Origin of the sequence: Duganella callida, assembly GCF_004614165.1 — a bacterium.
Classification (GTDB): domain Bacteria; phylum Pseudomonadota; class Gammaproteobacteria; order Burkholderiales; family Burkholderiaceae_D; genus Rugamonas; species Rugamonas callida.
This window is the reverse complement of the sequence record NZ_SPVG01000159.1, coordinates 1-18,554: the sequence shown is the minus strand read 5'-3', so window position 1 is coordinate 18,554 and position 18,554 is coordinate 1. Positions and strand designations below refer to the sequence as shown.

Genomic DNA, 18,554 nt, shown 5'->3' with positions numbered 1-18,554 from the left:
ACCGAACACCATGCAAACCATCGAAATCAAGTCCGTCGAATACGAACATCCACAAGACGGCGCCAGCTGCGTCGCCCATGCCTGGGCGCGCACGCCGGCGACGCCCAGCCCGGAACAACGCGAAGAACTGAAAGCCCGCATCAAGCGCCTGCTGAAGGAAAAGCAGGCGGTGCTGGTCTCCCACTATTACGTCGACGCCGACCTGCAGGATCTGGCCGAGGAAACCGGCGGCTGCGTCTCCGATTCGCTGGAGATGGCGCGCTTTGGCCGTGATCATCCGGCCAAGACCCTGATCGTGGCCGGCGTGCGCTTCATGGGCGAAACCGCGAAGATCCTGAGCCCGGAAAAACGCATCCTGATGCCGGACCTGGACGCCACCTGCTCGCTGGACCTGGGCTGCCCGGCCGATGAATTCGCGGCGTATTGCGATGCCCACCCCGACCGCACTGTGGTGGTGTACGCCAACACCAGCGCCGCGGTCAAGGCGCGCGCCGACTGGATGGTGACCTCGTCGATCGGCCTGGACATCGTCAGGCACCTGCACGAGCAGGGCAAGAAGATCCTGTGGGCGCCGGACAAGCACCTGGGCTCCTACATCCAGAAACAGACCGGCGCCGACATGCTGCTGTGGCAGGGCTCCTGCCTGGTGCATGACGAATTCAAGGGCGTGGAGCTGGAGCTGCTGAAGGCGCAATATCCGCACGCGAAAATTCTGGTGCACCCGGAATCGCCCGCCAACGTGGTGGCGCTGGCCGACGTGGTCGGCTCGACCACGCAGATCATCAACGCCGCGGTGGAATCGGACTGCGACACCTTCATCGTCGCCACCGATAACGGCATCCTGCACAAGATGCGCGCCGCCGCGCCAGGCAAGCGTTTCATCGAAGCGCCGACGGCCGGCAACAGCGCCACCTGCAAGAGCTGCGCCCACTGCCCGTGGATGGCAATGAACGGCCTGCAGAATCTGGCCGACCTGCTGGAAAACATGGACGGCAGCAGCGCCAACGAGATCCACGTCGATCCGGAAATCGGCAAGCAGGCGGTGACTTCGATCACCCGCATGCTGGACTTCGCGGCGGCCAAGAAGGCCAAAGTGCAGCCAGGTCCGGACCTGGCGAAAGAAGCTAAACTGTTTTCGGGAATCGGTCCGGCATGAGTACTTTGATCAATCCATTCGCGCCGTTCGACGATGCGCTGAAATCGGCCTTCGAGGCCAACCTGCTGGCCGCCCTGCTGGAAGACGTGGGCACCGGCGACCTGACCGGCCTGCTGGTGCCGGAGGGCGGCCAGGCCATCGCGCGCGTGATCGTGCGCGAGGACGCGGTGCTGTGCGGCGCGCCCTGGTTTGAAGGCATCATGAACTGCATGCAGGCCGGGATCGAGATCGACTGGAAGTATGCCGAGGGCGACATGATGCGCGCCGACACCGAGGTCTGCATCATCCGCGGCCCGGCGCGCGCCATCCTCACCGGCGAGCGCGGCGCGCTCAACTTCATGCAGCTGTTGTCCGGCGTGGCCACCGCCACCCGCAAATACGTGGACGTGATCGCCGGCACCCGCGCCGCCATCCTCGACACGCGCAAGACCCTGCCGGGCCTGCGCCTGGCGCAGAAGTACGCGGTGCGCGTGGGCGGCGGCCGGAATCAGCGGCTGGCGCTGTACGACGGTATCCTGATCAAGGAAAACCACATCGCGGCGGCGGGCGGCATCAGCAATGCGGTGCTGGCGGCCAAGGCGCTGAACAAGGGCGTGAGCATCCAGGTGGAAGTGGAGTCGCTGGACGAGCTGCGCGAAGCGCTGGACGTCGGCGCGCTGTCCATCCTGCTGGACAACTTCAGCACCGACATGATGCGCGAGGCGGTGGGGATCAATGCCGGCCGCGCCCTGCTGGAAGCTTCGGGCGGCATCAACTTCGACACCGTGCGCGCCATCGCCGAAACCGGCGTTGACCGTATCTCCATCGGCAGCCTGACCAAGGACATTCGCGCCACCGATTATTCTTTACGCATCGTCGGGTAATAAAAATTTATTGTTGACTTCACCCGCGCACGATTGAAAATTGTTAAATTGAGTAACAAATAAAACAATAGAATTCAGGCTCTTTTTATCAAAGGAGCAAGCTGAATGAAACTAGGACACGTGGTGGGTGTGGTCGCAATGCTGGGTTTGGGTGGCGTTGCGCAGGCGGACGGCTTTATCAATGGCGCTTTTGAAAGCGGCAGCACCAGCGGATGGGTGACCGGTGGCGGCGACCGCAGTTTTTATTACAACGATGACCTGACGCCGGCGCGCTTCCTGCCGGGCGGCGATCTGTATACCGACGATGGCGAACGCGGCGCGGTGATCGATCGCAGCTATGTCGATCCCAACCTGGGCGCCAAGCTGGGGACCACGGTCTACAGCGGCAACTACGCCTATCGCGCCGAAGACACCACTACCGGCGGCTACGCCACCGCGATCAGCCAGAAGGTCAACAACTACAGCGATTCGAACATCTTTTTCGCCTGGAAGGCGGTGCTGGAAAACGGCGGCCACGAGGACTTCGAGTCGGCGGTGATGAAGCTGACCCTGACCGACGATACCACCGGCCAGTTGCTGATCAGCCGTACCTACAACGCCGGCTACACCGGTTCCGGCGTCGATGCGCGCTTCTCCTCGGAAGGCGATTTGTTCTACACGCCGCAGTGGCAGATCGAGCAGCTGACCATTGATCAGTCGCTGTCGGGCCACAGCTTCACCCTGTCGCTGCTGGCGGCCGACTGCAATCCGACCGCACACACCGGCTATGTTTATCTCGATGGCTTCGGTTCGGTGGCGCCGCCCGTGCCCGAGCCGGAAACCTACGGCATGCTGCTGGCGGGCCTGGGCCTGCTGGGCGCGGTCGCGCGCCGCAAGAACTCTGCCTGAGACTATATCGTCTTGCGCATGCGCGCCAAAGGCACGGTCACGCTGCCGCCATCCCCTGGCAAAGTGATCTCGATCGGCTCGACGATCTCGAAGCCGCACGCCTGATACAGCGGCACACCGGGCATGGTGGCCGCCAGTTCCAACGTCCGGAAACCGCCGGCGACCGCCGCGTCGCTGCAGTATTGCAGCAGCATGCGGCCCAGTCCCCGGCGCGCATACGCCGGTTCGACAAAAAACGCGCGGATGCGCGCCGGGTCGCTGGCCGGGTCCAGCAGCGGGTCGGCGCCTTGCTTGGCGCGGTCGGCGCCGAACAGCGTGCTGCGTTTGCTCCAGCCGCCGCAAGCCGCCAGGCGGCCGTCCTGTTCGATCACAAAATAGGTCTGGTCCGCCACCAGCTGGGTATCGACGCCAAACACATGGCGCGTGACCGCCCGCGCCTGTTCGGGCGTGTAAAAGCCGGCGCTGAGTTCGATCCCGGAGCGCGCGATCAGCGCCTCCATGGCCGGGATGTCGGCCGGCGTGGCGTGGCGGACGACGGTCATTGCTTGCGCCGCGGCGGTGTCAGGATGGTCGGCAGCGCCTTGGCCAGCGTGGCCGGATAGTCGCGGCTGAAGTGCAGGCCGCGGCTCTCGCGCCGCAGCAGCGCGCTGTTGACGATCAGGCTGGCCACTTCCACCAGGTTGCGCAGTTCCAGCAGGTCGTGCGTGACGCGGAAGTTCTGGTAGTACTCGTCGATTTCTTCCTTCAGCAGCGCGATGCGGTGCTGGGCGCGTTCCAGGCGCTTGGTGGTGCGGACGATGCCGACGTAATTCCACATGAAGCGGCGCAGTTCGTCCCAGTTGTGGGAGATCACCACTTCCTCGTCGGCGTCGGTGACGCGGCTTTCGTCCCAGTCGGGCAGGTAGGGCACTTCGCCTTTTTCACGGGAGGTGATGTCCATCGCGCAGGCGCGGCCGATCACCACGCATTCCAGCAGCGAGTTGCTGGCCAGGCGGTTGGCGCCGTGCAGGCCGGTGCAGGCGGTTTCACCGACTGCGTACAGGCCGGGCAGGTCGGTGCGGCCGTGCATGTCGGTGACGATGCCGCCGCAGGTGTAGTGGGCGGCCGGCACCACCGGGATCGGCTCCTTGGTGATGTCGATGCCGAGCTCCATGCAGCGCGCGTAAATGGTCGGGAAGTGCTCGATCAGAAATTCGGCCGGCTTGTGGCTGATGTCGAGGTGGACGCAATCCAGACCGCGCTTCTTGATCTCGAAGTCGATGGCACGCGCCACCACGTCGCGCGGCGCCAGTTCGGCGCGCTCGTCGTGGGCCAGCATGAAGCGCTGACCGGCGGCGGCGCCGGCTTCCGGCGGCAGCTTGAGCAGACCGCCTTCGCCGCGGATCGCCTCCGTGATCAGGAACGATTTGGCGTACGGGTGGTACAGGCAGGTCGGGTGGAACTGGATGAATTCCATGTTGGCCACGCGACAGCCGGCGCGCCACGCCATGGCGATGCCGTCGCCGCTGGCGGTGTCCGGGTTGGTGGTGTACAGGTACACTTTGCCGGCGCCGCCGGTACACATGATGGTGTGTTCCGCCGCAAACGTGTGTACCTGACCGGTATGCTCGTCCTGCACGTACAGGCCGTAGCACTGCGGCTGGGCGCTGCCTTTCCGGCCCGGGTGCAGCTTGTCGGAGGTGATCAGGTCGACCGCGCAGTGGTGCTCGAACAGTGTGATGTTGGGGTGGGCGCGGACCTTCTGTTCCAGCGTGGTCTGTACCGCGTTGCCGGTGGCGTCGGCGGCGTGGATGATGCGCCGCTGGCTGTGGCCGCCTTCGCGCGTCAGGTGGAAGCCCAGTTCGGCCGACTCGTCTTTGGTGAACGGCACACCTTGTTCGATCAGCCATTCGATCGCTTCGCGACCGTGCTCGACGATGTAGCGGGTGGCGCCTTCGTCGCACAGGCCGGCGCCGGCGATCAGCGTGTCGTCGATGTGCTGGGTGTGGCTGTCGCCCGAATCGAGCACGGCGGCGATGCCGCCCTGGGCCCAGTTGCTGGCGCCATCCTTGAGCGCACGTTTGGAAATGATTGCGACGGTACGGGTTTCGGCCAGGTGCAGCGCGACAGACAGGCCGGCCAGTCCGCTGCCGACAATTGCAACATCAAATTTCATGATTCGAATGGTGAAAGTGCACTAAAGAACCATGACTATAAGCTATTTGTCATAGCCGCGTCATAAAAGCCTCTTTTTGCAGCGTGGTTGTGGGCGCTCAAAACAGCCGCGTTAACTGTTCTTCATCATGGTAGCTCCCGTCGGGAGCTTACCGTGATCAGGATATTTCATCATTATGTTTCCAGGATGGCGCTGATGCTGCTGGTGCTGGAGCTGTGCATCCTGCTGGCGGCGGCGCTGGCCAGCGCGCCGCTGTGGCAGACCGCGCTGGCGTTCGCGCTGGTGATGGTGTTCAGCATGGGCACGCTGGGCATGTACCGCCACCATCCGCCACGCGAGCACATCAAGGGCGTGGTGCTGCGCATCGCGCCGTCGTTCGTGCTTGGCTTCGGCTTGATGCACCTGGTGGCGCCGGGGCGGCTGGCCGGCACCGTGTTCGTGCTGGGCGCGGGCGCGGTGCTGCTGGCGCGGCTGGTGGTGTTCACCTCGGCCCGCTCGAGCATGCTGGAGCAGCGCTTGCTGATCGTCGGCGACGGCGCCATGGCGCGCGAATGCCTGGAACTGGCGGAAAGCCGGCCGGACTTCCACCCGTTCCGCGTGATCGGCTTTCTGCCGGTGGCCGGCGAGATGCGCGCGGTGCCGCCGTCGCTGCTGCTGCCGGCCGATCTGCCGCTGCTGACCCTGGCGCGGCGCTACGCCGCCGATGAAATCGTGGTGACGGTGGTGGACCGCCGCAACGGCGCCTTCCCGGTGCGCCAGCTGCTGGAATGCGCGGTGGGCGGCGTGCCGGTCACCGACGCCGCCACCTTCTTCGAGCGCGAGGCGTGCCAGATCCGCATCGACACGCTGCAGCCCAGCTACAGGAACTCGCGCTTGACCTTGAGGATTTCGATCATCTCCAGCACGCCGCGGCTGGCCGCGTACACCGCGCCGGACCACGACCAGGCGCGCGGATCGCCCTCGTCGCCGAACTCGGCCACCTTGGCCAGGTCCACCGAGCCGACCAGGTCGGCGATGTCGGCGCTGTTGGGGTCGTGCGGCGCGTAGGTGCCGATGGCGCTGCGGCCGGCTTCCGAGATGAAGATGCGCTCGACCGGCATGCGCAGGAAGTCGCCGCCCAGCTCGTGCTGCAAACGCGTGCGGCAGGCCGGACACAGTTCACCGGCGACCTCGACGCCGTAGCTGTCGCGAAAACCGGCGCGCAGCGTGTGCGGCACCAGGTGCAGCGGCGATTCGCGCACCGGACAGCCGGCGATGGCGTACAGCGCGCCGGCATCGGTGTAGCTGTATTCCTCCAGCCCGCGCTTGAGGCGGATGACCAGGGTCGACTTGCCGCCCGAAGGCGGGCCCAGCAGCAAAAGCAGGCGGCGGCCGACTTCGGAACCGGCGGCGGCCGCCTTGAAGTAGTCGGCCACGCGCGCCAGCGCATCGTCGACGCCGAACAGTTCGTCGGCAAACAGGCTGCAGCGCAGCTTGCCGTCACCGTCCTCCTGTCCGCTCCAGCACAGCATGTCCCAGATGTATTGGTGCGAGTTGCGCGCCAGCCGGGCCGGCGCGGCCGGCACCACCTGCTGCATGAAGTCGCTGAAGCTGCCGGCCCAGTGGCCGGCGCGGTGCCGGCGCGTGAACGCCCGCAACTGCGAGTGGAATGCTTCCTGAGTCTGAGTTTGCATCGCGGCCTGTCCTCCAGATAGCCAGTATCTGCGCCAGCGCAGTCGAGCCGGATGATGTGCCTCAAACGGGCGAGGGGATTTTTATGGGCCGAAATCAGTCAGCGCGGTCCCATGGCGGCGTGCCGGCAAATTCCTGCACCAGGAAATCGATCAGCACGCGCACCTTGGCGCTCAGGTGGCGGCGGCTCGGGTAGACCGCGAGCACGTCCATGTCCGCCAGATGGTAGTCGGGCAGCACGCGCCGCAGGCGGCCGGCGCGCAGGTCGGCGCCGACCAGAAAAGTGGGTTGCCAGATCAGTCCCATGCCGCCCAGCGCGGCGGCGCGCGCGGTGTCGCCATTGTTGGTGTGCATCACGCAGCGCACCTTGACCGCGTGCTGCTGGCCGTCGGCGTCCAGCAGCTGCCATTCGTCGGCGGTGGCGGCATAGCTGTAGCCGATGCAGGCGTGCGCCAGCAAATCCCGCGGCTGCAGCGGCATGCCGTGGCGGGCGAGGTAGTCGGGCGCGGCGCACAGCACGTTGCGCGAGCTGGCCAGCTTGCGCGCCACGTGCGACGCCGAGCCGGCGCGCGAAATGCGGATCGCCATGTCGTAGCCTTCCTCGACGATATCGACCACGCGGTCGATCAGCGCGATGTCCAGCCGCACCTCGGGATACAGCCGGGCGAATTTGGGCCACAGCGGCGCCAGGTGCAGCACGCCGAAGCTCAGCGGGGCGTTGATGCGCAGTACGCCGTGCGGCTGCATGGTGGCCGATGAGACGATGGCTTCGGCCTCGGCCACGTCGTCGAGGATGGAGCGGGCGCGTTCGAACAGCGCTTCGCCGCTCGAGGTCAGCGACATCTTGCGCGAGCTGCGGTTCAGCAGCCGCGTGTGCAGGTGCGCTTCGAGATCGCTGATGTAGCGGGTGACGTTGGCCGGAGACGTGTCCAATGCCTCGGCGGCACGGGCAAAACCGTCGCGTTTGACGACTTCCACGAACACTTCCAGCGCGCGCAAGCGATCCATAGCTCACTCCGTTCCGTTACAAGGCAACAAAAAAGCCGCGACAGCGGCTTGTTTGTTGAGAAAAACGTCAACTCAATGGGCGATGTAGTTGGCGGTGGCGGCTTCCTTGAGCACGCGGCCGGCGCTGATGGCGGCGCCGGCCCCCGTGCCGGCGTTGGCGCTGACCGTGGCCTCGTGCGTCATGCCGACCAGGCCGACGGCCGCCTGGGCGTCGCCGGCGCTGGCGGCGCGCTCGAACAGTTCCATCGCTTCATGGCGCTTGGCCGGATTGGACAGGTAGCGCAGCGCCAGTTCGCGCTGGGCCACCGGCGAGCCTTGCTCGGCCCATTCCTGCAGACGGCGTTCGGCGGCGGGCTGGCCTGCCGGTCCCAGCTGCATGGCGGCCGCTTCAATCACGGTCGGCGAGGGCACCGCGTCTTCCTGCGCCTGGCAGGCGATCAGGGCGCCCACCGAGACCAGCAAGGAAGCCACCAACACGCCAGACTTGTTGAATAAATCCATAAGTTTTCAATACCCCTGATTAAAGCAAAACAGCACGGAGACAATGAGCACGATGCGTCGCACCATTATACTTGCGTTGTGGCAAATTGTCTAATACGCAATAACATGCAATTTGCAACGTTCGCATCCGGATTCTACAAAGTTGTCGTAAGTAATGACGCACATTAACGTTTATTGATGCGTCACTTCAATGCTGGCGATATTAGCATGAAGAATTTTCGCAACTTCCCTGCAGATTGCTCAGCTCTGTAATATTTGTAACCATTCGTTAATGAGAAAAATGTCAAGCGAAAAGCGCACCCATGCTGCGACGCAACAAGGACGCGACTTCATAAATCGTGAATGATAAGGCGGACGCCGGACGCGCGCGCCCGGCACGGGGAAGGGCTCAGGCCGACGGCGCGTGACGCTGCAGCCAGTCGTCGGCGTGGCGCAGCACCAGGCGATACTCCGCCTCGGCGGTGGCAAACAGCGCCGGGATGGCGTCGGCGCGCTGCTCCGCGATGGCCTTTTCAAGCGCCAGCGAGGCGGCCACCAGGCGCCTGGCGCCGAGCGTGCCCACCGAGCCGCGCAGGCTGTGGAAGATCTTGCCGGCATCGGCAGGGCGCTGCTCGCGCAGGGCAGCGCCGGCTTGTTCGAACGGCAGCATGCGCGGCGCACAGGCATCGCGGACGATCTTGCTGACGATGCCGAGGGCCTTGTCGTCATTCCCCATGTATTTCAACAGGGTGTCTACCGCGAAGATGCTTTCTTCGGATGTGGCTTCGGTCATACGGGCTCCAGGACAGAACGGCTCATCCTAACATAGGCGCGCCAGCGGCCGCGTCCTTATTGCTGGCCGTCATGGAATTGCTGTGCCAGGGTTTGCAGTGGCGCGTTGACCGGCACCGCGGCGCCGGCGCCGGACGGCGGCGCCACGCGCAGCGGCTTGCCGCTGGTGTTGGCAGAATGCAACACACTGCCGGCGGTCTCGGGCGCGGCGTTCCAGACCGGCTTGTCCAGCCCTTCGAACACGCTTTTCAGCTGGTCGCCCCAGGTGCTGCGTATCATCTGGAAGTAGGCGTTGCGTTCATCAATTGTTACAAAATGGGTCACCGCCAGCCGGTCGGACTCGTACACCAGCAGGTCCAGCGGCAGGCCCACCGAGACATTGGAGCGCAGCGTCGAATCCATGGAAATCAGCGCGCATTTGGCGGCATCGTCCAGCGACGTGACCGGACTGACCACGCGGTCGATGATGGGCTTGCCGTATTTGGCCTCGCCGATCTGGAAATACGTGTTTTCGTCGTGCGCCTCGATAAAGTTGCCGGCCGAGTAAATCTGGAACAGCCGGCAGCGCTCGCCCTTGATCTGACCGCCGAAAATGATGCTGACATTGAATTCGATGCCGAATGCCGACAGCGATTGCGCGTCGCGCTCGTGGACCTGGCGCACGGCCTGGCCGAGCAGGCGCGCCGCCTCGTACATATTGGGCGCGTTCCAGATGCTGTGGCCGTCCTCGGTCCTGAGCTCGGACACCAGCTGGCGGATCGATTGCGAGATCGACAGATTTCCGGCCGTCATCATGACCATCATGCGGTCGCCGGGCACTTCGAACACGCTCATCTTGCGAAACGTGCCGACCTGATCCACGCCGGCGTTGGTCCGCGAATCGGACAGAAACACCAGTCCGGCATCCAGGCGCATGGCCACACAATATGTCATGGTTTTAACTTCTTGATTATAAGTATCGTTATTTTACACCCGTCATTGCGGCACGATCTGTACGTCAACGCTCAGAGACTCGGTGCCGCCACCGCGCCGCACGCCGCGCACCGGCGCCGCGCCGTCGTAGTCGCGGCCGATCGCCAGGCGGCAATAGGCATCGGTCATCAGCCGCGCGTGGGTCACGTCGATGCTGACCCAGCCGGTGTAGTCGCGGTCCTCGGCCCAGGCGTCGACCCAGGCGTGGCTGGCGGCGTGCGCGGTGTTTTCGGGATCGATATAGCCGGACACGTAGCGCGCCGGGATGCCGTGCGCGTGGCAGCAGGCCAGGAACAGGTGGGCATGGTCCTGGCACACGCCCTGGCCCAGCGCCAGCGCATCGCTGGCCGTGGTGTCGACCGCGGTCGCACCGCTTTGGTAGCGGACCGCACCAAAGATGTGCTCGGCGAGCGACATCAGGTCGCGCGTCATGGCCTTGCCGTCCGGCAGGCAGGAGGCGGCCAGTTCCAGGATGCCGGGCGTGGCCGCCGTCATCCGCGTCGGCACCGTGAAGATCAGCGGCGACAGGCCGTCGGCGACGATGCGGCCGCGATCCGGCGCCACCGTGTCCACCACGCCGTAGGCGACGATGGCGAGGGTGTTGTGCGGCGCGTCCATGGTCATCATGTGCGACAGGTTGCCGTAGGCGTCGGTGTAGCTGTGCAGATGGCCGGGCGCGGCAAGCTGCCACGACAGCACGTGCTGCTGCGGCTCCACGCGCGGCGTCAGGTGCAACTGCTGGATGGTGTAGGCCAGCGGTTCGGTGTAGGAATAACGGGTTTCGTGGCGGATGGTCAGATGCATGGGGTCGCCTTTCGCTTATGCCGCCAGCGGCACCAGGAAATCGCGGCTGACGCGATTGCCCAGTTGGTAGATGTCGGCCAGGAAGCGGGTCAGGGTGTCGTGCAAGCCCTCCGCCAGGATGTCTTCGATCTTGCCGAACTCCAGCTGGGCGCGCAGGCGGCCGGCGAAGCGCTCGGTGTCGGCCGAGACGTCATTGCGCACCGCATGCAGGTTCTGGACCACTTCATCCATGCAGGCCAGCAGCGAGCGCGGCATGTCGGCGCGCAGCATCAGCAGTTCGGCGATGCGCGCCGGCGTGATGACGTCACGGTAGACCTTGCGGTAGATTTCAAAGCCGGAGACCGAGCGCAGCAGCGCGCCCCAGTAATAGAAGTCGCGCTGGCTCATGCCTTCGCCACTGGCGGTTTCGGCCGCGCCGCCGTGGTATTTGACGTCGAGGATGCGGGCGGTGTTGTCGGCCCGCTCGAGGAAGGTGCCGAGGCGGATGAAATGCACGGCCTCGTCGCGCAGCATGGTGCCCACCGTGACGCCGCGCGACAGGTGGGAGCGGTATTTGACCCATTCGAAGAATTTGCTGGGATCGTTTTCGAGCTGTTGGCTGTTCAGATGGCGCTGCATGTCCAGCCAGGTCTGGTTCTGGATTTCCCACACTTCCGTGGTCAGGACGCCGCGCACGGCGCGGGCATTTTCGCGCGCCTGGGTCAGACAGGCGACGATCGACGAGGGATTGCCGGGATCGCGCACCATGAAATCGATCACTTCGCGCGCCTGCAGCGACTGGTATTTGCGGTTGAACGCGTATTGCAGCTCGGAGATGCCGAGCAGCGCGCGCCAGCCTTCGGCATTTTCGGCGTCGGACTGCGGCAGCATCGAGGTCTGCACGTTCACGTCCAGCATGCGCGCGGTGTTTTCCGCGCGCTCGGTGTAGCGGGCCATCCAGAACAGGTGGTCGGCGGTACGGCTGAGCATAGCGTCTCCTTGGTTCGCGTTATCGTTCGAGTATCCAGGTATCCTTGGTGCCGCCGCCCTGCGACGAGTTCACCACCAGCGAGCCTTCCTGCAGCGCCACGCGCGTCAGGCCGCCCGGCACCATGGAGATGGTCTTGCCGGACAGGACGAAGGGGCGCAGGTCGATGTGGCGCGGGGCGATGCCGTTTTCGACGTAGGTCGGGCAGGCCGACAGGGCCAGGGTCGGCTGGGCGATGTAGCCGTCCGGCCGGGCCAGCAGGCGGGCGCGGAAGTCTTCGATCTGCGCGCGGCTCGAGGCCGGGCCGACCAGCATGCCGTAACCGCCGGCGCCGTGCACTTCCTTGACCACCAGATCGGGCAGATTGGCCAGGGTGTAGTCGAGGTCTTCCTTCCTGCGGCACTGGTAGGTCGGCACGTTGTTCAGCACCGGCTGCTCGGACAGGTAGAACTTGATCATGTCCGGCACGTAGGGGTAGATCGATTTGTCGTCGGCCACGCCGGTGCCGATGGCGTTGGCCAGCGTGACGCGGCCGGCGCGGTAGACCGACAGCAGCCCCGGCACGCCGAGCGAGGAATCGGAGCGGAACGCCAGCGGATCGAGGAAATCGTCGTCCAGGCGGCGGTAGATCACGTCCACCCGCTTGGGACCGCGCGTGGTGCGCATGAACACGGTGTTGTCGTTGACGAACAGGTCTTTGCCTTCGACCAGCTCGACGCCCATCTGCTGGGCCAGGAAGGCGTGCTCGAAGTAGGCCGAGTTGTACATGCCGGGCGTCATCACCACCACCGTGGGGTCGTTGATGCCCATCGGCGCGACCGAGCGCAGGTTGTCCAGCAGCAAGTCGGGATAGTGGTCGACCGGGGCGATGCGGTTGCGCGCGAACAGTTCGGGAAACAGCCGCATCATCATCTTGCGGTCTTCCAGCATATAGGATACGCCGGAAGGCACGCGCAGATTATCTTCCAGCACATAGAATTCGCCCTGGCCGGCGCGCACGATGTCGACGCCGGCGATATGGGCGTAGATGTCGGATGCGACGTTGATGCCCTGCATCTCGGGCCGGTACTGGGCATTGCGGTAGATCTGCTCGGCCGGGATGATGCCGGCCTTGATGATGTTCTGGTCGTGATAGATATCGTGGACGAACATGTTCAGCGCCTGGACGCGCTGGGTCAGCCCGGCCTGCAGCTGTTTCCATTCGGCCGCCGGGATGATGCGCGGGATGGTATCGAACGGGATCAGGCGTTCGGTACCGGCATCGTCGCCATAGACGGCAAAGGTGATGCCGACCCGGCGGAAAGCCAGATCGGCCTCGGCGCGCTTGCGTTCGATGGTGTCGGCCGACTGGCGCTGCAGCCAGCCGCAGAATTCGCGGTAGTGGTCACGGATCTCGGTGCTGGCTGTATGTGCCAGACCGTCAGCGGTCATTTCATTGAAGAAGGTAGCCATATCGAACATTCCCTGTTGAGCACATTTACTCTTCTATCAAGAAATGTGCCAGGGGGAATGCCCGGTTTTGGTGCGCTCGCCTGCCAGGCAGGGCGCCCGCCAGGCATGGCAGCTATCGCATGCCTTGGCGAGCCATTGTGTGCGCCGGTCAGGCCGGCGCCGGCTTAGATGTTGCCACGGTCGATATTGCTGCTGCCGGTCGAACCCAGCCCGGTGCTGCTGCCATAGCCGGGATCGCTCTGCAGGCTGCCGGTGCCGGTACCCATCACGCTGCCGGTCGAGGTGACGCCGCCCGGCACGTTCTGGCGGGTGCCGTAGAAGTTGTGGATCTGGGTGTTGAACTCGGTGCTGGCCATGTCAGGCCAGTCATCCTCGTCGAAACCGGGGGCGTTTTTCAGCTGGTCCTTCGACACGTCCAGCAGGAAGCGCTTATTGGCGGTGTCCAACTGCAGCGCCTGCCAAGGCACGGCAAACAGCTTGTCGCCCATGCCCAGCCAGCCGCCGAACGACAGCACCGCGTAGGCCACCTGGCCGCTGCGCATGTCGAGCATGATTTCCTTGATGTCGCCCAGGTCTTCGTCCTGGCGGTTGTAGACGTCTTCGCCGATCAGCGTGTCGGCGCCCATCAGCCGCGGGCCGGGGCCCTGGTTGTCGTCGTCGCTGCGATAAATGCCATAGGTGTCGCGGTCTAGATAGCTCATGATGGTCTCCGGATGATTAGTAAGGTCTCGCGTCCAGTGACGCGTTGACATGGCTATCATGGGGTCATGGCGACGGTTGAGGTATAGGTGCGCGTGCAGTGTTGGTGTAGGACGGGGATGAGTTCCCGGGGAACCTAGGAAAGCGGAGGCGATTTGCTACACTATCGCCCTCGTTGGATTTGGAAGGAAGATGATGGCGGTATCACAGGAACTGCGCGCCCGCGCGCTGCAATGTCTGACCGAGCGCGATCCGGGCGCCAAGGTCGCGGCCGTGTATGCGATGGCGGCGGCATCGGCGGCCGGCGACTGCGCGCCCGACCCCGACGCCGCGCTGACGGCCGAGGCCGAAATTCCGGGCCGTCCGGACAAGCCCGAGCTGGTGCCGCCGCTGGCGGTGGGACGGCGCGCCATGAACACGCCAGAGGGACGGGCCATGCTGATCCACGCGCTGGCGCACATCGAATTCAACGCCATCAATCTGGCGCTGGACGCCATCTGGCGTTTTCCCGGCTTGCCGGCGGCGTATTACAGCGACTGGCTGCGGGTGGCGCGGGAAGAGGCGTATCACTTCACGCTGCTGGACGAGCATCTGCAGCGCCTGGGCTACCGCTATGGCGATTTCGTCGGCCATGACGCGCTGTGGGAGATGGTCGGCAAAACCACCGGCGATGTGCTGGCCCGCATGGCACTGGTGCCGCGTACCCTGGAAGCGCGCGGGCTCGATGCCAACCCGCCGCTGCGCAACAAGCTGGCGCAGGCCGGCGACAAGGAGGCGGCCGGCATTCTCGACATCATTCTGCGCGACGAAATCGGCCACGTGGAAATCGGCAATCGCTGGTATGCCTGGCTCTGCGCGCAGCGCGGCCTGGAACCGATTGCGGCCTACGCCGAGTTGGCACGCCAGTACAAGGCGCCGGCGTTGCGCGGTCCGTTCAATCTGGAAGCGCGACGCCAGGCCGGTTTCAGCGAAGCCGAACTGCTGGCGCTGAGCGCCGCGCCTTAATTTTTGCCGCTGTCGGCCGGCGCGCGCCAGGTCTGGGTCTGTCCCAGCACGCGCGAGCCGAGAAAGCCATCCTTCGACAGATTGCCGCCGACGCCGAAGCTGAGCGCGCAATTGTAATTCTCGTCTTTCTCCGGCAGGTAGCGGCGCCAGCCGTCGCGCGGCGCCTGCTGGCGCCGCGGTTCTTCGCGCAGCGTGTCGGCCGGACGTTTATCTTCCTTCGCCGCCGCGCTCAGCGCCTGGGCCGACAGGCCGCTTGCGCCGCACAGGCCGTTGGCACAGGCCGCAGTTCCGGCCCAGGCCGGCGCTGCCAGGATAAGACCGGCTGCCATCATCAGCTTTTTCATGGTGACCTCCTTTGCAATGCCGCGATTATACATCCGATGCGATTAAATCGCATCAGTTGTAGTTATGTTCCGGTGCAGCGCGCCAGCAGGGCAGTGATGTTGTCGCGGCTGCTGTGGCGCTTGGCCAGCGCGATCAGGCCGGCGCACAGCGCGGGTAGCGGCGCGTCCGCGTCGGTCAGACAGGCTTCCAGCTCGGCATGCGGCACCCAGCCATGCAGGCCGTCACTGCAGAGCAGCAGCAGGTCGCCATGGCGTAAATCGTGCGACGCCAGATCGGGCTGCACGGTGGCGGACGGGCCGACCGCCTGCAGCAGCAGATTTTGCGGCGGCAGGGCGCCCGGCGTGTCGGATTCGAGGGCCAGCTGGTAGGCGGTCTGGTCGCGCGTCAGCTGCGCCAGCACGCCGTCGCGATAGCGGTATAGCCGGCTGTCGCCGACGTGGAAGACGACAAACGCGTCCATTTCCGCGATGGCCTGCACGCCGGTCAGGGTACAGCCCATGCCGGCACCGTCGCCGCGGCCATTGGCCCGGTTCTCGGCATACAGCGCGGCATTGGCCTGCTCGATCGCCTGCAGCAGCGTCATGGTGTGGCGCCAGCGCGGATTGATGTTGGTGGCGTCCGGATCGGCGGCGGGCGCCGGCGCATGGCGCGCCTGGGCGGCCACGCAGGCGTGCAGCACCGCCAGGGCGTCGCGGCTGGCCACTTCGCCGGCCAGATGACCGCCCATGCCGTCGGCCACGGCGGCCAGGGCCAGCGATGTGTCGATCAGAAAATTGTCTTCGTTGTGCGCGCGTACGTCGCCGGTGTCGCTGAGTCCATGGAACTCCGTCAGGCGGAGGGTGTTAGCCAAGCTAGCTCCTTGCTGCAGTTATACGTCATGTACAAAAATACGTACCACCGCAGCTTTTGGATGCATCCGATCGGCGCCTGTCCGCGTATGTATCAGCAGACAGGACAAATATGACCCCGCACCGTATCAGCCGATCACCAGAATTTGACGCAATGCCCGGAGAAGACGAACGGCATGTTGGGACTGCGCGCCTCCGGATCACGCTCGAACGTCACCCCCAGCAGCTTGACGCGGGCGAACACTTCCTCGGCCGGGGCCTTCAGCTGGATCATGACGCGACCCTCGGCCGGCACGTTCGTGATCGGCATCGGCGCGCCGTCGTCCATGGGCACGGCCCACAGGCGGGCCACCATGCCGGGCGGGATGACGATAGGCTTGAGCAGCTTGATGGTCATGGTCTCGCCACGCCGGTGCGAACCGGCGGTGAGCACCGCCTCGCCGTTGGCATTATCGAGGATGCCGACATAACTGGCTGGCAGCGACGCCGCCATGTGGTGCATGCCGAACATGTGCGCGTTCTGCGAAACGAAGACGGTAGCCAGCATCGCGCCCAGCGCGAAGCCAAGTGCGGGACGCATCCAGCCGGTCAGCAGCGATTGCAGCCGCTGTCCCCATCCGGGACTGGCATCGGCCCGTGGCGCTGGGCTGGTCCGCGCCGCGCCGGGCCGCGTGTGCGCGTCGATGGCCTGCCACACCGCGGCGGGCGGCTGCATCGGCGGCACGGTTTCGTACAACGGCGCCAGTTCATTGTTCCACTGCGCCACCGCGCGCTGCGCGTTCGGCGATTCGGCCAGCAGGCGTGCAAAGCGCGGACGCGCGCGTGCCGCCATGGTACCCAATACATAAGCGCCGGCCAGGCGCTCCAGCAACTCGGGACGTTCGTAATTCATTGCGTCCCTTTCTGCGCGGCCGGCAGGGTTTCAAAACACTTCTTCAGGCGCTCCAGCCCGCGCCGCACCCAGGCCTTGGCGGTGCCCAGCGGAACCTGCATGTGATCCGCCAGTTCGGAATGCGACATGCCGTTGTAGTAAGCCAGCGCCAGGGATTGGCGTTGCGATGGTTCCAGCAGGGACAAACAGCGGTTCAATTCAATTCTCTCCGTGGCGGCGGCATATAGTTCGTGCGGATCGACGTAGTCCACCGCTTCATCATGGCTCTGATCCGGCGCCCCGTCGTGGTGGGATTCGGCGCTTTCGGATTCTAGCTTGCCCTTGCGCAGGCGGTCCAGCGACTTGTTGCGCACGATGCTGATCAGCCACGTCATCGGCGTCGACAGGGTGGCGGCGTAACTGCCCGCCTGCTGCCATACATTGATGTAGGCATCCTGAAGGATCTCGTCAGCCAGTTCGCGCCTGCGCGCGAAGCGCACCGCGACGCCATACAAGTGTGCGCTGGTGAGGTCATACAGCTGTTTAAAGGCCGCATGATCCTGTAGGGAGACGCGCTGCAGCAGGTCCACCAGACGCTGGTTTTCCGGTGTGTGTGTAAGCATATGCATGGAGATAAAGTGGGTGACAAATATAGGTGACTCTATCGGGATAACTCTTGTGGCTGATGGTGTTCGGCCGTTGAAACGAGCGCGATTATAGCCAGTTTTTTTTCGCCTACAGCCTGATTTACTGCGGTGTGCAGCGACACGAAGTAAGAATTTGTAACTTTTCAGCGACCACCTGCATCCAATCTCGCCATGCCCGCGTAAGTCCCGGCATGAGCGACAACACACTGATCGATATCGCGGCCCTGACCGCACCACTGAGCGACGCCGCGCCCTGTGGCGACAATCTCGAATACGACCCGCAGTTCCAGGCACTGGAGCAGGCGGCCCGCGGCAAACCGGAAGTCGAATATGGCAGCACGCTGACGCCGGCGACGCCGCCCGACTGGATCGAAGTACGCATGCTGGCGCTGCAACTGATGGAACGTTGCCGCGATCTGCGCATCGCCATGACGCTGACGCGCGCGCTGCTGAAACTGGAGGGCGTGCCGGGACTGGCGGCGGGACTGACCCTGCTGGCGGAACTGCTGACAAGGCAGTGGGATCACGTCCATCCGCAGCTCGACCCCGATGACGGCAACGATCCGATGCTGCGCGTGAACGTACTGGCGGCGCTGTGCCAGAGCAGCGCGTTGCTGCGCGATCTGCGCGACGCGCCGCTGGCACAGGTGCGCGCGGTTGGCAGCGTCTCCCTGCGCGACATCGAGCAGGCGGCCGGCGAACGCGAGTCCGAAGATGACGGGCGCAAGTCGATGCGGGATGCGGTGTTCAGTGCCGCCGCACAGGAACAGCTGGCGCAGATGGTGTCCGCGCTGGAGCACGCGCTGGCCATCACGCAGCGCATCGAACAGGAATTGACGGCGCGCGTCGGCGTCGGCAGCGCGCTGGACCTGGAGCCGCTGGCGACGGTGCTGCGCCGCGCGGCGGACGCGGTCCGGCCGCATCTGCGCGC

The 18,554-nt window shown here is 64.9% G+C and carries 20 protein-coding genes; 5 read left to right on the top strand and 15 right to left on the bottom strand.

Annotated features, from left to right (window positions below; genetic code table 11):
- Positions 1–10 precede the first annotated feature (10 nt).
- The 3 genes from nadA to E4L98_RS30725 all read left to right on the top strand — a co-directional run bounded on the left by nadA (position 11) and on the right by E4L98_RS30725 (position 2,907).
- Positions 11–1,156, top strand: a complete 1,146-nt coding sequence (gene nadA, locus E4L98_RS15660) for a quinolinate synthase NadA (RefSeq protein ID WP_135202485.1) — start codon at positions 11–13, stop codon at positions 1,154–1,156.
- Positions 1,153–2,019: a carboxylating nicotinate-nucleotide diphosphorylase gene (nadC, locus tag E4L98_RS15655; protein WP_135202484.1), complete on the top strand. Its 867-nt coding sequence runs from the start codon at positions 1,153–1,155 to the stop codon at positions 2,017–2,019. Before nadA ends, nadC begins: the two co-directional genes overlap by 4 nt.
- Before the next feature lie 105 nt (positions 2,020–2,124).
- Positions 2,125–2,907, top strand: a complete 783-nt coding sequence (locus E4L98_RS30725) for a PEP-CTERM sorting domain-containing protein (protein WP_229257410.1) — start codon at positions 2,125–2,127, stop codon at positions 2,905–2,907.
- Positions 2,908–2,909: 2 nt separating this feature from the next.
- On the opposite strand, the gene E4L98_RS15645 is transcribed toward E4L98_RS30725, so the two are convergent.
- From E4L98_RS15645 to E4L98_RS15590, 11 genes are all read right to left on the bottom strand, one after another.
- On the bottom strand, positions 2,910–3,449 hold the full coding sequence (locus tag E4L98_RS15645; protein WP_135202483.1) for a GNAT family N-acetyltransferase: 540 nt from the start codon (positions 3,447–3,449) through the stop codon (positions 2,910–2,912).
- Positions 3,446–5,062, bottom strand: a complete 1,617-nt coding sequence (gene nadB / locus E4L98_RS15640) for an L-aspartate oxidase (protein ID WP_135202482.1) — start codon at positions 5,060–5,062, stop codon at positions 3,446–3,448. The genes E4L98_RS15645 and nadB overlap by 4 nt, the downstream gene beginning before the upstream one ends.
- Positions 5,063–5,919: 857 nt before the next feature.
- Entirely contained in the window at positions 5,920–6,735 is an 816-nt protein-coding gene (locus E4L98_RS15630) for a P-loop NTPase family protein (RefSeq protein WP_229257409.1), read from the bottom strand.
- A gap of 94 nt (positions 6,736–6,829) precedes the next feature.
- Complete coding sequence (locus E4L98_RS15625) at positions 6,830–7,741, bottom strand: LysR family transcriptional regulator (protein WP_135202481.1); 912 nt, start codon at positions 7,739–7,741, stop codon at positions 6,830–6,832.
- A gap of 72 nt (positions 7,742–7,813) precedes the next feature.
- Complete coding sequence (locus E4L98_RS15620) at positions 7,814–8,242, bottom strand: hypothetical protein (RefSeq protein WP_135202480.1); 429 nt, start codon at positions 8,240–8,242, stop codon at positions 7,814–7,816.
- A gap of 388 nt (positions 8,243–8,630) precedes the next feature.
- Positions 8,631–9,014 (bottom strand): Hpt domain-containing protein, encoded by a 384-nt coding sequence (locus E4L98_RS15615; RefSeq protein ID WP_135202479.1) that lies wholly within the window; start codon positions 9,012–9,014, stop codon positions 8,631–8,633.
- A gap of 56 nt (positions 9,015–9,070) precedes the next feature.
- Positions 9,071–9,946, bottom strand: a complete 876-nt coding sequence (locus E4L98_RS15610) for a proteasome-type protease (protein ID WP_135202478.1) — start codon at positions 9,944–9,946, stop codon at positions 9,071–9,073.
- Positions 9,947–9,988: 42 nt separating this feature from the next.
- Positions 9,989–10,789 carry a transglutaminase family protein gene (locus tag E4L98_RS15605; RefSeq protein WP_135202477.1) on the bottom strand — a complete coding sequence of 267 codons (801 nt, stop codon included), beginning with the start codon at positions 10,787–10,789 and terminating at the stop codon, positions 9,989–9,991.
- A gap of 15 nt (positions 10,790–10,804) precedes the next feature.
- Entirely contained in the window at positions 10,805–11,758 is a 954-nt protein-coding gene (locus E4L98_RS15600) for an alpha-E domain-containing protein (RefSeq protein WP_135202476.1), read from the bottom strand.
- 19 nt (positions 11,759–11,777) lie between these two features.
- The gene (locus tag E4L98_RS15595) at positions 11,778–13,208 is read right to left on the bottom strand and encodes a circularly permuted type 2 ATP-grasp protein (RefSeq protein WP_135202475.1); all 1,431 of its coding nucleotides are present in this window, start codon (positions 13,206–13,208) and stop codon (positions 11,778–11,780) included.
- Between the two features lie 164 nt (positions 13,209–13,372).
- Entirely contained in the window at positions 13,373–13,909 is a 537-nt protein-coding gene (locus tag E4L98_RS15590; protein WP_135202474.1) for a PRC-barrel domain-containing protein, read from the bottom strand.
- 193 nt (positions 13,910–14,102) lie between these two features.
- Here E4L98_RS15590 and E4L98_RS15585 point away from each other — a divergent pair, with 193 nt between their 5' ends.
- A complete protein-coding gene (locus E4L98_RS15585) occupies positions 14,103–14,912 on the top strand; it encodes a ferritin-like domain-containing protein (RefSeq protein ID WP_135202496.1) in 810 nt (269 codons plus the stop codon).
- Here E4L98_RS15585 and E4L98_RS15580 read toward each other — a convergent pair.
- From E4L98_RS15580 to E4L98_RS15565, 4 genes are all read right to left on the bottom strand, one after another.
- A complete protein-coding gene (locus E4L98_RS15580; RefSeq protein WP_135202473.1) occupies positions 14,909–15,256 on the bottom strand; it encodes a DUF2147 domain-containing protein in 348 nt (115 codons plus the stop codon). The genes E4L98_RS15585 and E4L98_RS15580 overlap by 4 nt on opposite strands.
- A 62-nt stretch (positions 15,257–15,318) precedes the next feature.
- Complete coding sequence (locus tag E4L98_RS15575; RefSeq protein ID WP_205746740.1) at positions 15,319–16,107, bottom strand: PP2C family protein-serine/threonine phosphatase; 789 nt, start codon at positions 16,105–16,107, stop codon at positions 15,319–15,321.
- A 134-nt stretch (positions 16,108–16,241) separates the two neighbouring features.
- Complete coding sequence (locus E4L98_RS15570; protein ID WP_135202471.1) at positions 16,242–16,997, bottom strand: anti-sigma factor; 756 nt, start codon at positions 16,995–16,997, stop codon at positions 16,242–16,244.
- Positions 16,994–17,566, bottom strand: coding sequence for a sigma-70 family RNA polymerase sigma factor (locus E4L98_RS15565; protein ID WP_205746739.1), 573 nt, complete (start codon positions 17,564–17,566; stop codon positions 16,994–16,996). The genes E4L98_RS15570 and E4L98_RS15565 overlap by 4 nt, the downstream gene beginning before the upstream one ends.
- A 248-nt stretch (positions 17,567–17,814) precedes the next feature.
- Here E4L98_RS15565 and tssA point away from each other — a divergent pair.
- On the top strand, positions 17,815–18,554 hold a 740-nt coding region (gene tssA / locus E4L98_RS15560), incomplete at its 3' end, for a type VI secretion system protein TssA (RefSeq protein WP_135202469.1).

What these genes read in the sequence shown, in the direction of transcription:
- nadA (WP_135202485.1), top strand. Translation starts at nt 11, where the DNA reads ATGCAAACCATCGAAATCAAGTCCGTCGAATACGAACATCCACAAGAC.
- nadC (WP_135202484.1), top strand. Translation starts at nt 1,153, where the DNA reads ATGAGTACTTTGATCAATCCATTCGCGCCGTTCGACGATGCGCTGAAA.
- E4L98_RS30725 (WP_229257410.1), top strand. Translation starts at nt 2,125, where the DNA reads ATGAAACTAGGACACGTGGTGGGTGTGGTCGCAATGCTGGGTTTGGGT.
- E4L98_RS15645 (WP_135202483.1), bottom strand. Translation starts at nt 3,449, where the DNA reads ATGACCGTCGTCCGCCACGCCACGCCGGCCGACATCCCGGCCATGGAG.
- nadB (WP_135202482.1), bottom strand. Translation starts at nt 5,062, where the DNA reads ATGAAATTTGATGTTGCAATTGTCGGCAGCGGACTGGCCGGCCTGTCT.
- E4L98_RS15630 (WP_229257409.1), bottom strand. Translation starts at nt 6,735, where the DNA reads ATGCAAACTCAGACTCAGGAAGCATTCCACTCGCAGTTGCGGGCGTTC.
- E4L98_RS15625 (WP_135202481.1), bottom strand. Translation starts at nt 7,741, where the DNA reads ATGGATCGCTTGCGCGCGCTGGAAGTGTTCGTGGAAGTCGTCAAACGC.
- E4L98_RS15620 (WP_135202480.1), bottom strand. Translation starts at nt 8,242, where the DNA reads ATGGATTTATTCAACAAGTCTGGCGTGTTGGTGGCTTCCTTGCTGGTC.
- E4L98_RS15615 (WP_135202479.1), bottom strand. Translation starts at nt 9,014, where the DNA reads ATGACCGAAGCCACATCCGAAGAAAGCATCTTCGCGGTAGACACCCTG.
- E4L98_RS15610 (WP_135202478.1), bottom strand. Translation starts at nt 9,946, where the DNA reads ATGACATATTGTGTGGCCATGCGCCTGGATGCCGGACTGGTGTTTCTG.
- E4L98_RS15605 (WP_135202477.1), bottom strand. Translation starts at nt 10,789, where the DNA reads ATGCATCTGACCATCCGCCACGAAACCCGTTATTCCTACACCGAACCG.
- E4L98_RS15600 (WP_135202476.1), bottom strand. Translation starts at nt 11,758, where the DNA reads ATGCTCAGCCGTACCGCCGACCACCTGTTCTGGATGGCCCGCTACACC.
- E4L98_RS15595 (WP_135202475.1), bottom strand. Translation starts at nt 13,208, where the DNA reads ATGGCTACCTTCTTCAATGAAATGACCGCTGACGGTCTGGCACATACA.
- E4L98_RS15590 (WP_135202474.1), bottom strand. Translation starts at nt 13,909, where the DNA reads ATGAGCTATCTAGACCGCGACACCTATGGCATTTATCGCAGCGACGAC.
- E4L98_RS15585 (WP_135202496.1), top strand. Translation starts at nt 14,103, where the DNA reads ATGGCGGTATCACAGGAACTGCGCGCCCGCGCGCTGCAATGTCTGACC.
- E4L98_RS15580 (WP_135202473.1), bottom strand. Translation starts at nt 15,256, where the DNA reads ATGAAAAAGCTGATGATGGCAGCCGGTCTTATCCTGGCAGCGCCGGCC.
- E4L98_RS15570 (WP_135202471.1), bottom strand. Translation starts at nt 16,997, where the DNA reads ATGAATTACGAACGTCCCGAGTTGCTGGAGCGCCTGGCCGGCGCTTAT.